General features: G+C 49.1%; 17 protein-coding genes. 14 read left to right on the top strand and 3 right to left on the bottom strand.

All coding sequences use genetic code 11. The features are described from left to right. Positions 1-17 precede the first annotated feature (17 nt). From HPY28_RS13675 to HPY28_RS13615, 13 genes are all read left to right on the top strand, one after another. Positions 18-1406, top strand: a complete 1389-nt coding sequence (locus HPY28_RS13675; protein ID WP_017249684.1) for a TadA family conjugal transfer-associated ATPase — start codon at positions 18-20, stop codon at positions 1404-1406. Continuing rightward, entirely contained in the window at positions 1384-2310 is a 927-nt protein-coding gene (locus tag HPY28_RS13670) for a type II secretion system F family protein (RefSeq protein ID WP_017249685.1), read from the top strand. Before HPY28_RS13675 ends, HPY28_RS13670 begins: the two co-directional genes overlap by 23 nt. A gap of 4 nt (positions 2311-2314) precedes the next feature. Continuing rightward, on the top strand, positions 2315-3250 hold the full coding sequence (locus HPY28_RS13665; protein ID WP_017249686.1) for a type II secretion system F family protein: 936 nt from the start codon (positions 2315-2317) through the stop codon (positions 3248-3250). A gap of 100 nt (positions 3251-3350) precedes the next feature. Further along, on the top strand, positions 3351-3563 hold the full coding sequence (locus HPY28_RS13660; RefSeq protein WP_007717266.1) for a hypothetical protein: 213 nt from the start codon (positions 3351-3353) through the stop codon (positions 3561-3563). Between the two features lie 129 nt (positions 3564-3692). Continuing rightward, positions 3693-5138 (top strand): vWA domain-containing protein, encoded by a 1446-nt coding sequence (locus HPY28_RS13655; protein ID WP_174230745.1) that lies wholly within the window; start codon positions 3693-3695, stop codon positions 5136-5138. A 30-nt stretch (positions 5139-5168) separates the two neighbouring features. Continuing rightward, positions 5169-6314, top strand: coding sequence for a hypothetical protein (locus HPY28_RS13650; RefSeq protein WP_173622570.1), 1146 nt, complete (start codon positions 5169-5171; stop codon positions 6312-6314). 15 nt (positions 6315-6329) lie between these two features. Next, on the top strand, positions 6330-7184 hold the full coding sequence (locus HPY28_RS13645) for a hypothetical protein (protein ID WP_017249689.1): 855 nt from the start codon (positions 6330-6332) through the stop codon (positions 7182-7184). Positions 7185-7207: 23 nt separating this feature from the next. Beyond that, on the top strand, positions 7208-7930 hold the full coding sequence (locus HPY28_RS13640) for a hypothetical protein (protein ID WP_174230744.1): 723 nt from the start codon (positions 7208-7210) through the stop codon (positions 7928-7930). Further along, positions 7920-8366, top strand: coding sequence for a TadE/TadG family type IV pilus assembly protein (locus tag HPY28_RS13635; RefSeq protein ID WP_254613117.1), 447 nt, complete (start codon positions 7920-7922; stop codon positions 8364-8366). The genes HPY28_RS13640 and HPY28_RS13635 overlap by 11 nt, the downstream gene beginning before the upstream one ends. Then, positions 8367-9035 carry a Tad domain-containing protein gene (locus HPY28_RS13630; protein WP_017249692.1) on the top strand — a complete coding sequence of 223 codons (669 nt, stop codon included), beginning with the start codon at positions 8367-8369 and terminating at the stop codon, positions 9033-9035. A gap of 26 nt (positions 9036-9061) precedes the next feature. After that, positions 9062-9262, top strand: a complete 201-nt coding sequence (locus tag HPY28_RS13625) for a hypothetical protein (RefSeq protein ID WP_235617602.1) — start codon at positions 9062-9064, stop codon at positions 9260-9262. A gap of 31 nt (positions 9263-9293) precedes the next feature. After that, entirely contained in the window at positions 9294-9494 is a 201-nt protein-coding gene (locus tag HPY28_RS13620; protein WP_017249694.1) for a hypothetical protein, read from the top strand. 35 nt (positions 9495-9529) lie between these two features. Next, positions 9530-10840, top strand: coding sequence for a VWA domain-containing protein (locus HPY28_RS13615; RefSeq protein ID WP_174230743.1), 1311 nt, complete (start codon positions 9530-9532; stop codon positions 10838-10840). Positions 10841-10918: 78 nt separating this feature from the next. On the opposite strand, the gene HPY28_RS13610 is transcribed toward HPY28_RS13615, so the two are convergent. Beyond that, the gene (locus tag HPY28_RS13610) at positions 10919-11479 is read right to left on the bottom strand and encodes a hypothetical protein (RefSeq protein ID WP_017249696.1); all 561 of its coding nucleotides are present in this window, start codon (positions 11477-11479) and stop codon (positions 10919-10921) included. Between the two features lie 205 nt (positions 11480-11684). On the opposite strand from HPY28_RS13610, the gene HPY28_RS13605 reads away from it, so the two are divergent. Next, the gene (locus tag HPY28_RS13605) at positions 11685-12461 is read left to right on the top strand and encodes a DUF169 domain-containing protein (RefSeq protein WP_017249697.1); all 777 of its coding nucleotides are present in this window, start codon (positions 11685-11687) and stop codon (positions 12459-12461) included. Here HPY28_RS13605 and HPY28_RS13600 read toward each other — a convergent pair. Beyond that, complete coding sequence (locus tag HPY28_RS13600; RefSeq protein WP_173622571.1) at positions 12458-12979, bottom strand: DinB family protein; 522 nt, start codon at positions 12977-12979, stop codon at positions 12458-12460. The genes HPY28_RS13605 and HPY28_RS13600 overlap by 4 nt on opposite strands. 65 nt (positions 12980-13044) lie before the next feature. Further along, entirely contained in the window at positions 13045-13992 is a 948-nt protein-coding gene (locus HPY28_RS13595) for a helix-turn-helix transcriptional regulator (RefSeq protein ID WP_173622572.1), read from the bottom strand. Positions 13993-14005: the final 13 nt, after the last annotated feature.

The raw sequence follows: 14005 nt of genomic DNA, 5'->3' as shown, positions 1-14005 counted from the left end.
AAAAAGGTGGGAGTTAGATGGCTTTATTCCGACGAAAGCAAGAGCAGACAGCGCCAGGGGATGAGGCAAAACAGACGACACTCGCTGCCACATTAGCAGCTCCTTCCTTCAATCCGTACATCGACGAGTTGGCTGAGCATTACAAGACCCGACTCTTGCGGGAGACCAATCTGGAGAGACTGACCAGCCTTCGTTCAGATGAGATGCGCCTCGCAATCGAACGGCTCGTCTCCCAATACATGTCGGAAGAAAAAGTAGTCATTCCGCGAAATGAAAAGGATATCCTGCTGACTCGTTTGATCAATGAATCGGTGGGGCTTGGTCCACTAGAACCGCTGCTCGCCGATCCGGAAATCACGGAGATCTCGATTAACGGACACAACCTGGTGTACGTCGAGAAACGAGGAAGGCTGGAATTAACCGATTTAAAATTTCGTGACGAGGAACATTTGCGGCATATCGTGGACCGGATTGTGGCACCGCTTGGTCGACGAATCGATGAAAGCTCGCCGATGGTCGACGCCCGTCTGAAGGATGGAAGCCGCGTGAATGCGGTCATCCCTCCGATCAGTCTCAATGGCACACTCGTTTCGATCCGTAAATTTCGCAAAGAGCCTTTCTTGATGGATGATCTGATGCAGTTTGGTTCATTCAGTGAAGCGATGTCTCAGTTCATTCAAGCCGTGGTGGAAGCCAAAATGAACACGCTCATCTCTGGGGGGACTGGTAGCGGAAAGACGACATTGCTCAATGCGACAGCAAAAGCCATTCCGCACTATGAACGTGTCATAACCATTGAGGATTCGGCCGAGTTGAAGCTGACTCACCCCAACTGTATTGGTATGGAGGCACGTCCGCCCAATATGGAGGGAACAGGGGAAGTCACAATCCGTCAGCTCGTGCGAAACTCCCTACGGATGAGGCCAGACCGCATCATCGTCGGGGAGGTACGGGGTGCAGAGGCATTCGACATGCTTCAGGCCATGAATACTGGGCATGAAGGATCACTTACCACTGTCCACGCCAACTCACCACAGGATGCCTTCAACCGTTTGGAAGGGATGGTCGTCATGGCCGGGATGGATTTGCCCTCCACGATTGTCCGTGAATATATCGTCAGTGCGTTAGATATCATCGTCCAGGTCACACGTCTTTCAGACGGAACACGTAAAATCGTTTCGATTTCGGAAGTAGCGAAAACGGAAGACAAACGGGTGGAGGTCAACGAGATTTTTCGCTTTCAGCGGCAGGGGATCGGCGCGAAAGGGGAAGTCCTTGGCTACTTTACGGCAACCGGGGTCATCCCGCGGTGCTTGGAGAGGCTCCAAGTTTTTGGAATCAATCTGGATGAATCCATATTCAGGGTGGAAGGAGGGAAGCAGCGTGACCATGCCTATTCTGTTTAGTCTCGCGGTGTTGTTTGGCATCTGGGGCATCTACGAGTATCTCGGCTATCGGGCCAAGAAGACCGAATGGAAAAAGAAAGCGGAAGAATGGTTCGAGGTGAAGGGAAAACGAAAAAGCGTCGTCATCGTTTGGGGAGATAAATTTGACCAGACGCCCTATGCCAAAGAAATCCAAAAAAAGCTGATCAAAGCGAACTTCCCGCTTGCTCCCTCGGAGTTTTACGGAATTTTGATCGTAGGTACCATGGGGCTCGCCTTCTTGCTCAGTAACGTTGTGAATATTTCTTTTCCTTTTAACATCATTATCGGTGCAGTGGTGATGTATCTCATACAGAACGTGCTGTTCTTTGTCCGACGCAACAAGTACCAGGAGCGATTGAATGAACAACTGTCTGAAGTGTGCCGCCTTTTGGCAAACTCGCTGCGCGCAGGTCTTACGCTTTCGCAGGGGATCTCACTGGTAGCCAAGGAGATGAACTATCCCGCGGGTGATGAATTTAGCCGTATGGCGCGTGAGCTGCAGCTAGGCGTCAGCTTTGACCGGGCGCTCTCTGACATGGAAAAACGAATACCGACGCGAGAATTCCGTATCTTTACGGCTACCCTGCTGATTCAACGGCGGGCAGGGGGGAATCTGAGCCAGGTGCTGCAAGAAATGGCGGAGACATTGGAGGATCGCCGCATCGTGAATCAGGAAATCAAGACGATGACGGCGGAACAGCGGTACGTCTCGATCTTGGTGCCGATCATGCCAATCGCCCTGGTGCTGATGATGAACATGATGAACAAAGGCTTCATTGATCCGTTGTTTTCCGGATTTGGTCTTTTTCTTCTGGGGTTGTTTGTAATCGGAACTCTCCTGTCCTATATCCTCGTCAAGAAAGTGACCAACATAAAGGTGTGAAAACATGGATGCTCTCATAATTACATGCGTGTTCTTGTTTCTATTGCTGTTTGCGATCTGTCTGAAGGAGTGGTATCGCTACTCCGTCGAGAAGCAAAAGCTGCTCGCACATGTCCATGAAATGAGCGGGCACAAAAACTACGGTGTGCGCAAGCAGGAGACCTCATCCGAGCGTCTGGTCAAGCGATTGCTACGGTATGGAGACGACTATGCTGTCATGGGGCAGCGCATCAACTTTTTCAGTGAGTCGCATGAGGTCGAGGATTGGTTGCTGAAAGCTGGACGGCCGCTAGATTTGACCGTCGCCCAATTCCAAGGGGTCAAAATTTTCATGGCTCTGCTCGGCATTATTGCTGGAACGCTGTTTTTCATTCTCCGCTTTCCCTTATCGCATCTAGGCTTGATCGCCTGGCCGTTGATCGGCTACTTTTTACCCATTCTTCTGTTGAAGAAAACAGCGCGCGATCGTCAACATCAGCTTCGCTACGACCTGCCAGAATTTCTCGACACCGTAAGCGTGACGCTTCAGGCGGGGGTGAGTCTCGATCAGGCTTTGCGTGAAGTCATCAAGTTTTTTGATGGGCCGATTCGGGAAGAGTTTTCTCGATTCAATCAAGAGCTGGATCTCGGTGTGCAGAGGGAAAAGGCGTATGAACAATTGCTGCGACGCAACGACAATCCGGAGTTTCAAATGCTGATCAAAGCGCTCATTCAGGGGATGCGCCTAGGGGTGCCGATTGCCGTCACGTTCAAGGCACAGGCGGAAAACATGCGGAGAATCCGCAAAGAGCTGATTAAGGAAAAGGCGGCCAAGGCATCGCCAAAAGTAACCCTGATCACCACGTTTGTCGTGACTCCTACAGCGATTATCCTGATTGGTGGTTTGATGGTATTGAATATTTTGGAGAACTTCAGTTTGTTCTCTGACATCATGCCATAATCCATGGCTTCACTTTTAGGAGGTGATGCCCGTCAGCGAGATGGGAGTGCACAGTTCTTTATTTATTCATCATCCAAATAATGAAGGGAGTAGATTTTTTATGAAAAGCATGATGCTGAAATGGTATGCAAAAGGTCAAGGAGCTCTGGGAAATGAAAAAGGAGCGCAAGCAATTGAGTGGATCGCATTGGCGGGTGTGGTGATCGCTGTGTTTGGAGCGGTGATTACTTACTTTAATGGTAACCCGGCACTTGTTGGCGAATCGATTGGGGATACGCTTAGCAATATCATCAAAAAATTAGACGGAAATTAATCAACAATTGAATGCTTTTTTGGTGATGAGCATATGGAAAAGAGGTGGTGAAGGGATGTTTCTTCACCACCTGAATCATACGAGGCTTCATACATAGTAAGTCGAAATCAAGCAGGAGGTAGCACTTTGATGAGACTCGTGAAGGGAATAATTGCAGTGATCCTCCTGTTGAGCCTGTTAACGGCGTGTTCGCAAGAGGCGGACAATCAACCGGAGACTCCCCAGAACACAGAGGGTCAAAATCCTTCTGTTCCACCAGGCACGGAAACACCGCCTACGCAAAGCCAGCCGCCAGACCAAACAGGGGAAACAAATGCCCAACTGACGCGAGAAGAAAAAGTAAAAGCGTTGGAGGCGATGGCACAGGAAGGAATGCCGCTAAAGCGGGAAACGACAGAGGACTTCGTCAATTCCCCACCAGGACGTTTTTCTGGGGTTTCGTATGACAACAACAGGGAAGAAGTATTGCCTGAACTTAAAAAGTTTCCTACTGTTGAAAACCCAGACGAAGAAATGATTAACCAATACTACCTTGCCTTGTTGGGGCTGTTTGCCCAGAGCTACCCCGATCCGCAACAGATCATGGATGAACTGAAAATGGCCTCATTTGGGAATCCGGACATCGATGATCCGCGGTTCAAGTTTAAGGAAAGCTACAATGTTGAAATTATCTTGGATGCGAGTGGCAGCATGGCGGCAAAATCGAATGGCAAGACGAGGATGGATGCTGCCAAAGAAGCGATTCAAGCCTTTGCTGAATCTTTGCCGAAACAGGCGAATGTCGCTCTGCGCGTATACGGGCACAAGGGCAGCGGGAAAGAGTCGGATAAAGCACTATCTTGCAGTAGCAGTGAACTGGTATACGGAATGCAGCCTTACAACAAAGAAAAATTGCAGCAATCTTTGAATCAGTTCCAACCTACCGGATACACTCCGATTGGCTACTCTTTGCAGGAAGCGAAAAAGGATTTAAGCAAATTGCCTGGAGATAAGAACACCAATATGATCTTCCTCGTCAGTGACGGAATCGAAACATGTGATGGTGACCCTGTCGAAGCTGCCAAACAGTTGGCCCAATCCGAGATTACGCCGATTATTAACGTGATTGGATTTGGTGTAGACGGTCCGGGACAGCAGCAGTTGAAAGAAGTCGCAAAGGCAGCGGGAGGCCGCTATGTTCTGATTCAAGATCAGAAGGAGCTACAGGAAGAATTCAATCGTGGGAAAGAAATCGCGAACAAGTGGAAAGAGTGGAAAGCCAATGCATCCCATCAAGCCGTATCCACTCGTAGTTCTCGATCGATCGACATTAGTCACTTTGCTTTGAAATGGAGCCGTATCGCCAAACGGGAAAATCATGATCTCACATCTGCGATCATGACTATGGATGCAAACAACATCATTTCAGATGAATTCGCTGATCATCTGCGGAAGTTGAACGATGAGCAGCTGGAAATCGCACAGAAAAAGGCAGATGAACTGGAGCAATTCCTGGATACCTTGAACGAGAAGTCCTATAAGGAAGCCGTGGATGCGATCAACCAGAAGTTTGCTCAACATACGAAAACGAACTAGAGACGAAATCTCCAAAAGGAGGTTTGTAAAGTGAGAAAATGGGTAAGAGGCCCAATGGCAGCGGCGACTTTCGCTTTTCTGATTCTTATGATGAATCTGTTTCCGCTGGTGGGCCTGGCAGCTTCCATTCAGTATCAAGGGTTACAATACGAGGCCCCGAAGTGGGATCAGCCAAATCTGGAGTCGCCACAATGGGAGCAGCTCAACCCACAAGCGCCGCAGTGGGAACAAATAAACCCACAGGCTCCTGATTGGGAAAAGCTGAACCCGCAGGCGCCGAGCTGGGATCGGACGAATCCGCAAGCACCAAATTGGGATCGGATAAATCCACAGGCACCTGATTTGCAGGGGCCAAGCATCAATCACTCGAACCCGCAAGCGCCAAATGCAACCGCACCTGCACCAAATGTACAAATGCCTGCTTCTCAGCAGCCTGGCGTCGATCCAGATAGCTCGAAGCCGATGACGGAGACGCTTGAATACGGTGCAGTTAAATGGACGTTCAAGGACGTCATGGGCGGAACGCTGGCATATAGCGCTGATTTGCTTATGAATGGCGAAGTAGACATGGCAGCGGGACTTCGTGGCAAAGGCTTGTTCTTGGGAGATCTGGCGATAAAAGGCCTTGATCTTGCCTTCAAGAATACGCCGTATGTAAACACAGTAACAGGCTTAGGTGTCGATTCACTCGACGGGATGAATGCGTGGGCCAACTATCAATTTGTGTTGGCACAATTGCCGAATAACAGTTTTCGAGATATTTTCCAAGGCGGTCAGCTGACGAATTCGGCAAATCCATCCGGCGTCAGAATGCCGGGGATCGTAAAAGGCTTAAATGTGGGCGTAGCAGCGATCAGCCTTCCGTTTGACATCATGGATACGATCGGCAGCTTTGGCATGGCGTTTGATCCGAGCCAGAATGAAGCGACACAAAATGAAAAATTCGTGGATGGCGTCGGTAATTTCGGCAGTGTGCTGATGGATGGAGGGGTCATTGCTGCCGTCATACCAGGTGGGCAGGCGGTAGGCGGTGTGCTTGTTGTCACCGGTGCGGTTTTGTGGGGGTTGAGCAAACTCGTGAAGTACGCTGATAAGCTAGCCGGAGGAGCGATTACCCGTGGAATCCGGGATGGAGTCGGAAAAGCTGTTGGCTGGGTAAAATCCTTATTTGCGTAACGGAGGTCCTTGCTTATGAAAGTCGTGAATACACCACAGGTTCAGGCTCAGATCGAGCGGAATAAGCGTTTTTTAGAGAGGACAGAGCTGTATAATTACCCGGCCTACGTAGACGGAGAATATTACTACCATGTCGCGTACTGGAGATGGGGGAAAAAAGACGCTGTCGGGTACTTGGTGTTGCGACCGGATGGTGAAGTGGTTCGCCGCAAGGAAGCAGAGCCCGTCGTGAAACTATTTTTGGTGCATGCACATGCGGGGCGCAAGATTAAGAACAATCTGGCCATTGATAAGGATAAGCCGATCGAGATGTACGAGCAAAAATACGAGTTTTTGACGGCGCTTTTGCCCAGCTACCAGGATAAGATGGACACGGTGCTTCGGCAAGATGCAGAGAAGCTGATCGACGTTTGCCAAACCATGATGGAAAGCCGGGACCAGCTGCGTGCCATTTATGATCGAGGGATGGATCTGCTCAATCAATTTTTCGCGCGCAACTACGTCATCGCGGGAGAAGAAACGGCATTACGGGATGTGTTATTTGAATCTGACTATATTTTGTATGATCGCATTCGCAAGCAGGTGCTGATCAAAGACTCGGTGGATCGACTTTACCAGTTTTTCCAATCTGATCGAGTAGAACTAGATCGGGTACAGGAGCAGAAACGAAAAAAGCTGAGCGACTTGCTCTCTGTATACAAAGACAAAACACTGCGAAATATTGCCGATGAATCCGTGAAAAGCTTTGAGACGCATACGACAGGGAAGCATGAGTCTTTCCATTCGGTTGAACAGTTGCGGGAAGCCCACGAGAAGCTGAATAGGACCATCTTGGAAAACGGGCTGATGGATAAACTGCGAAACCCTTAACAGGAAAGGTGAGAGAAACCCATATGCATCCCTTCAAAGAAAGCATTCGGTTTTATGCACGGAACATCGAATCTTTGCTGCTCTTGTCCGCCGTGCTCGTGGTTCCATTTTTTATCATCCACAACTTTACGCTGAACTACTTGAATCTGATTGCCGCGATCACGGGCGCCAAATTCGTAGCAAGCTTTTTCAATCTGTTTTTACTTCTTCTGTTTTTGCTGATCCTCCAGATCCCTTTTGCCCAGTATGTCCAAAGTGATCTGGATGGCGATGAGCGTCCGATTCGAAAAGCTTTTCGGACATTTTTTGAACACAGCTTTTCTGTATTCGTATTTGGGATCGTGTTTAGCTTTCTTGTCTCTACAGGAATGATGCTGTTCATGATACCCGGGTTGATTCTTATGATCTTGTTTTACTTGACGCCGTTTTTTGTGGTGCTGAAAAAACAATCGGCTTGGCGTTGCTGGCGATCTGCCATGGAAATGGGCAAAAAGCATTTCTTCCCAATCTTTGGCCTATTGCTAATGGTGAGCGTGGTGGAATGGCTAATCAGTATGGCGGGCTTGTTCCTCGTCACGTCTATTACGGCGACCTTTGGGGCGGTTATGTTTATTGAGTTGTTGCTCAATGTGATTGTTCTCCCGTTTTTTGCAGTCATGTTCATGATGTACGTGAATAAATGGAAAGACGAGGCGGCAGGAGCGGAAGCAGCTGTAGCAGGGGGATTGCTGCTCGATGAAAGATAGCTTGCAAATAAGTTCGAGAGGAGATGAGCGAAGAATGCGCCTGAAGAAGATCGTTTCCAATGAAAAGGGCTCGGTCACCGTAGAGTTTATCGCCATACTGCCGTTCGTCTTTCTGATCATGCTGATTTGCTGGCAGTTTCTTGTGGGCGTCTACGGCGTCATCATCTCTCAGTCGGCAGCAAATGAGGCAGCGAAGGTGTACGCCATTACAGGGAATTCGGGTGAAGCCATACAAGCTGCCAAAAACGTGGTGAACGCGGCAGGAGGCTATATTTCCTTCAGTGACGGTGATATCAGGTGGGATGGTGACGGATATTTTACAGCCAAGGTCGGCGTCCAGATGGAGCTGGGGTTCCTTCCTGACTGGCTCTCTATCAAAAAGGAAGACCGATATATCTCCTTTGATCGGGAAATGAAGAGCAGGGTGATGAACTAGATGGTACGTATACTGCGTCACTTGCAAAATGAACGTGGAAATATGACGATCTTCACCCTGACGATTTACTGGTTTATGTTCATGCTGGTGTTTGTTGCGCTGTTCAACTTTTCGACCATTTTTGTAGACAAGGAGCAGGCGTCGAACAGTGCGCAGCAGGCGAGTATTGCGGCGGTGAAGGATATTTATGATGAGATGGAGTGGGCTATTAAAATACATGATGCGTCACCCCAGCGGTATTATGACCAAAATTATCTCACGCTCAAACTAGGAGCTGCCAAGAGCCAGATGAGAGCATCGCACGCCGATTGGTCTCAAAGTGAAATTGAATATGGCGCGATTGACTTGGTATTGAGCAACGAATTACCAAGCAATGTTGAGTTGCAGACTTATGTCTACGCTGGTTTGCAAACGGCAACAGCAAAAATTACTGGGGTGGTTGCCAAAGTGCTATCAGACAACAATGCAACGCTCAGCGGCTCGTCCGTCCAATTGTTCAACAGTGACAATCGGATTGAAGTAACAACTTCTGTAAAGTACGAATCGGAATCGATGGGCTTTGACTTCATTCCTGCCTATTCCGAGCAAATCTACCAGACAGGGGAAAGCAGACGGATCGGTTTTATTGATGAAGTAAGCGGATGGGCGAATCTGCACATCCCTATGTAGGAACGGCGAGCATTGGAGGAAATGGCATGACAAGAAAGCTACAAAAAATGCAGCGGTTCTGGAATGGAATGACGGTGATCATCTATGGCGTTTTCCTGCCGCTGTCCTGTCTGTTCATGGCGTTGGGTGAAAAGCTCCCGTATGCACTGCTCTTTTTTATGTTTGCTCTTCCTTATATTGAACAGGCTGGCATGGACCATTTGCGTCGAAAAGAAATGAGTCGGTGATGATCAGTGGATGAGAAGGAAGGTGTAGGCCATGTCCAGACAGGAACGAAACTGGCAGCGCTTTTGGCGATACATGATGATTTACTTTTACGCCCTGATCGTACCGGCTACGGTCATCGGCGCATTTTATCGAGAAGAGTTTCCATTGCAACTGCTCATACTCGCCATCGGTATGCCTTTTATCAAAAGAAACCATCTGGCGTTCATCCGAAAGAAAAACGCGGCGATCTGATCAACAGGGCAACAAGGCAAGGAGGATATGACCGAATGCGTAACACTAAAATACGGATGTCGCTCTTGATCAACAGCATCATGATCATGCTGCTTTCTGGCTGTTCGCTGGGCGCAATAGGAGCGGGTACAGGGATCCAGCAAAATCAATGGCCGCAGACGACACAGGAGTTGATTGCTTCACAGCCCGGACCGCTTGCTGGCACACAATTTTTCCATGCAGCTTATCCGCATCGAGCTGAGATCATACAGGTTTTGGATAAAATGCCTACCTTGGTCGATGGAATGAATGATGCTTACTTGGATTTGTACTGGAATCAATTGCTCACCCTGTTTGCCGAGGATTACCTCAGTCCCCAAATGGTTGTCGACCGTTGGAGAATGGCTTCGTATGGGAGTCCTGACATCGAGGACGCCCGCTTTCAGTTTCGGGAAAATTTCAACGTAGAAATCATCCTGGATGCAAGCGGCAGCATGGCTGGGAAAATCGGGGACAAAACGAAAATGCAGCTCGCCAAGGAAGCGATCCAGGAATTCGCGGAAGCACTACCAGATGAGGCGAGAATCTCGTTGCGCGTGTATGGACATAAGGGTAGCAATGCAGATGAGCATAAACAGCTCTCCTGTGGCAGCAGTGAGATGGTCTATCCATTGCAAGCCTACGATGAGAAAGGTCTTGAACAAGCACTTGGCATGTTTGAGCCGACGGGCTGGACATCCATTGCGCACTCCTTGCGTCTCGCTCAGGAGGATTTGGCGGGATTCGAAGCGGATAAAAATACGAATGTCATCTATCTAGTTAGTGACGGCATCGAGACGTGCGATGGCAATCCGGTGGCAGTAGCCAAGGAATTGTCCCAGTCCAAAATTATGCCGTTGTTGAACGTCATTGGCTTTGACGTGAATGCAGAAGGGCAGAAGCAATTGAAGGAAATTGCCCACGCGTCAGAAGGTCTGTATGCAAATGTGACGAACCGTGAGCAGTTCAAGCAAGAGCTGGAACGCGCGAAAGAAATTGCCCAGAAGTGGGAGCAGTGGAAACGGGATGCTTTGACAGAAGCAGACGCTGTGCTGATCGACCGCAAAAAATGGGTGGATGCTTACGACCGGGACTGGTACGAGAAAAACTGGCGGGAGAGTCTGAACATCGGAATGGCGATTGAGTATTTGTCTGCAAGTGGCAAGATTGGCAATCAAGCGAGGGAGTACCTTACTGGGAAAAGGCAAGCAAGAGAAGCGTTGGCTACACAGTCCAAGGAGGAGCTTACCAATTACTTGGTAAGTCTCACAACCGAGACCTATCAGGAAATGAGAGAGGAAATTGAGGATAAATACAGCGGAAACTAACAACAGTGGGTTCTCCGTTACAAAAGCGATTGCGGTCGCAACGGAGAACCCACTGTAAATGTAAAGGATTAGGGTGCGTCAATCATAGGTGAACGTAACGACCTGTTGCAGGCCTGGGTCCACTCCGATTGCCACATCATGTAAGCCATCTGTGTAATAAAAGTAACGCTTGGCGTCATTGGAATGAGCGTCAGAAGCTTTAACCAATTGGAAGTCGTTCGTCGCAAGCAGGTTTTTCGAGCGGATGAAATCGGATGCCGTCTTTTCCAAATCTGCTTCTGTCATCGTTTTTGTCGCCATTTCTCCGTTTATTCCAATAACGTCAATCGACAGAGAAAGGATTTGCTTTGATCTCGGTTCGATGATGGCGTGAAAGCCATGGACATCGCCACTCACGGGTTCGCGTTTCAGTACGGCGTGAACAGGGACTCCTCTGTATACCGAATTGGTTGGGTCCTCCAGCGTGATTTCCCGATCAGTCGTATCAACATCCATCTGATAATATTGTCTAACAGCGGCTGCAGCGATTTGCGCCGCTTCTTCTTTTCCGAGCCCTTGCACTGCATCTGGTGAGCTGGAGGAGCATCCCATTAACAGAAAGACGAGAAGCGCCGTGCCCAGCCATGTGAACTTTTTCATTGTGAACCCTCCAGCCATCCCAAGTCATACGTGTAATCTTTTTTATCCTAACAGGGATTGTTTCGACTCCCTATCGATTAACCTTTCCATTACCTTACGATGTTGTAAGTTTTGAGAAAAATGTAGGGAATGACAGGACTTTGGGCAAAAAAGACGAAAAATTCGGAGTATGAGTGGTGTAAGTGAATACGAGGGGGCAAATGGAATGAACGCCATCGAGCTAAATCAAGCGCTTCAAATGTATGTGAGGACCGAGACCTTTCCTGTAGGAGTTAGCATCCGAAAAGAAGAAGCCGCTCTGCCGTCAAAGGCAAAGCGACCTGTTCGTGATCTGGGTTATCCGATTACCATTTGCCAAGCTGTCGGTTTTTCACGGCGTTATGGCTGGAGTATCGCGATGAATGGAGCCGATCTGTCCTGTCCGATCGCGCAGGTGGCTTTTGGCTATGAAGAGCAGCCTGCGTTTTATACAGAGGGGCATCTCGCCTGTGGGATGTATACAGATTCATTGGAAAATGGGGCGAAAAGCGAGCTGGATGTCCCGAAATTTTCAGCAGAAGAAAGCGGCTACTACGTATCATTTCCGCTGGAGCGGGCAGAGATCGAGCCAGATGTCGTCGTGATTTACGGCAATGCAGCACAAGTCATGCGATTGGTGGCGGGGATGCTGTACAAGCGTGGTGGATCGATTCCTTCCACCTTTTCCAGTCGGGCTGACTGTGCAGACATCGCAATCAAGCCGATCCAGACGGGACAGCCGCAAGTGATCGTACCGTGTTATGGAGACAGATTGTTTGCCCAGACACAGGATCACGAGATGGCCTTCAGCTTTCATTTTCGCGATGCCGCCGAGCTGGTGGAGGGATTAGTGGGAACGCAAAAAGGCGGAATCCGCTACCCGATCCCGTCCTTTTTGCGCTATCAGGCAGAGTTTCCGCCGACTTATCAGAAGCTTGCGGGGATGTTTGGAGAAAAAAATTAACCCTTCAGTCGGTTGAGCTGGAGTAGGTGATGGCGATAGTGCATTTCTACGACGGCAAACCATTCCTTTGCCGTCAGCGGACCGAAGGCTGGGTGAGCCACCGTGTGATGCGCAGGAATTTCGTCCAGAATCGGTTCCAGCTCTTTCATTTGTGTGAGTACGCTGATGAGTCCATCAATCAATTGCTCCTTGCTCTCTGGCTGTGCAGGTGTGTACTCCGGGGAGGCAGGGACTTTCACGCGAATAGGCGGCAAGGAGCCTTGAGCAAATATCGTCTGCCCGATCTCGGATTTTTCGGTACCTGCTTCTGTGACAGCAGGACCTCCTTGTCTACACTTCTCGATACTTCCCAGTTGAAAATACCGGGCAGATTGGATCAAGTGAAGGTACATTTGACCGATCGACCATTCCTCTTCACTTGGTTTTTGCAAGAGTTGTTCCATGGTGAAGCCTTCTAATTCATGCAGGTAGTGGTTTGTCACGTCTTCAAATTTGTTCACGATTTCCTTTGTATTCATGGGCGAATCAGCTCCTCTTGGTTTTCTTGTTTTTATCATAGTAGAAAGCTACTGACAGCAGTATGTCAGTAGCGTTCGAATAATTTTTTGGCTTCTTCTCGCATTCGGCTACGCAAGGATTCAGGCGTAAGAACAACCGCATCTGCCCCCAACCCAAGTACCCAAGACAATATTTCTTCGATTTTTCTGACGCGCAATCTGAGGAGAAAGCCGTCCGGATGCTCCGTAATCTCTTCTATATAAAAATAGCCCGATTCTTTTACCCGATCAGCGATAATTGCACTGATAACGATCTGCACCTCCAGGGACCGATCGTCGAGAGGCGTGTAATCATCAAAATGGAAATGGTCAGGGAGGATAAAGCGGTCTTCCAATACGATCAGGCCGCTCATGCGTGACAGGCGGAATCGACGAATATCCTGTCGCAGATCGCAATGAGCGAGAAGTATCCAAGAACCACGAACCAGCACCAGACCATATGGAGCAACGTCACGCACTGTCTCACGATCGTCATCATGCCCAGGTGTGCCCCTCCGATAGTGGAACCGTACCTTCCGCTCATTGATGATCGCATCGTGGAGGAGTTGTGCATGCGCCTTTTCCTGCTCGCGCAGATTGTTTGCTCTGGGGCTTATGAGGCGAAAGGTTGAACGGATACGTCTTGCTTGTTCACCTACATCCGTTGACAGGATTGCTTCTACTTTGCGCTGTACAGCTCTTGCACTATTGCCAAAGTTTTGGTCAAATACTTGCTCAACCATGTCTGCACCGATCAAGAGTGCAACGGCTTCTTCTACCGAAAAGCTGACGGGCGGCAGAAAATACCCTTCCATTAACGAATAGCCCTGCCCTGGTGCCCCAACGATGGGGACGCCTGCTTCGCTCAATGCCTGCATATCACGATAAATCGTCCGAACGCTCGTCTCGAAGGTCGCGGCCAAATCTTCTGCGCGCAACGTACCTTTGCGCTGCAGCTCCAGAACAATTGCCAACAAACGGTCTGTTTTGTTCATGCTCTGACCCCCT

The organism is Brevibacillus sp. HB1.2 (genome assembly GCF_013332495.1).
Classification (GTDB): Bacteria; Bacillota; Bacilli; order Brevibacillales; family Brevibacillaceae; genus Brevibacillus; species Brevibacillus porteri.
Note: the sequence above shows the minus strand (reverse complement) of the source record. Positions and strands in the feature narration are given on the sequence as shown.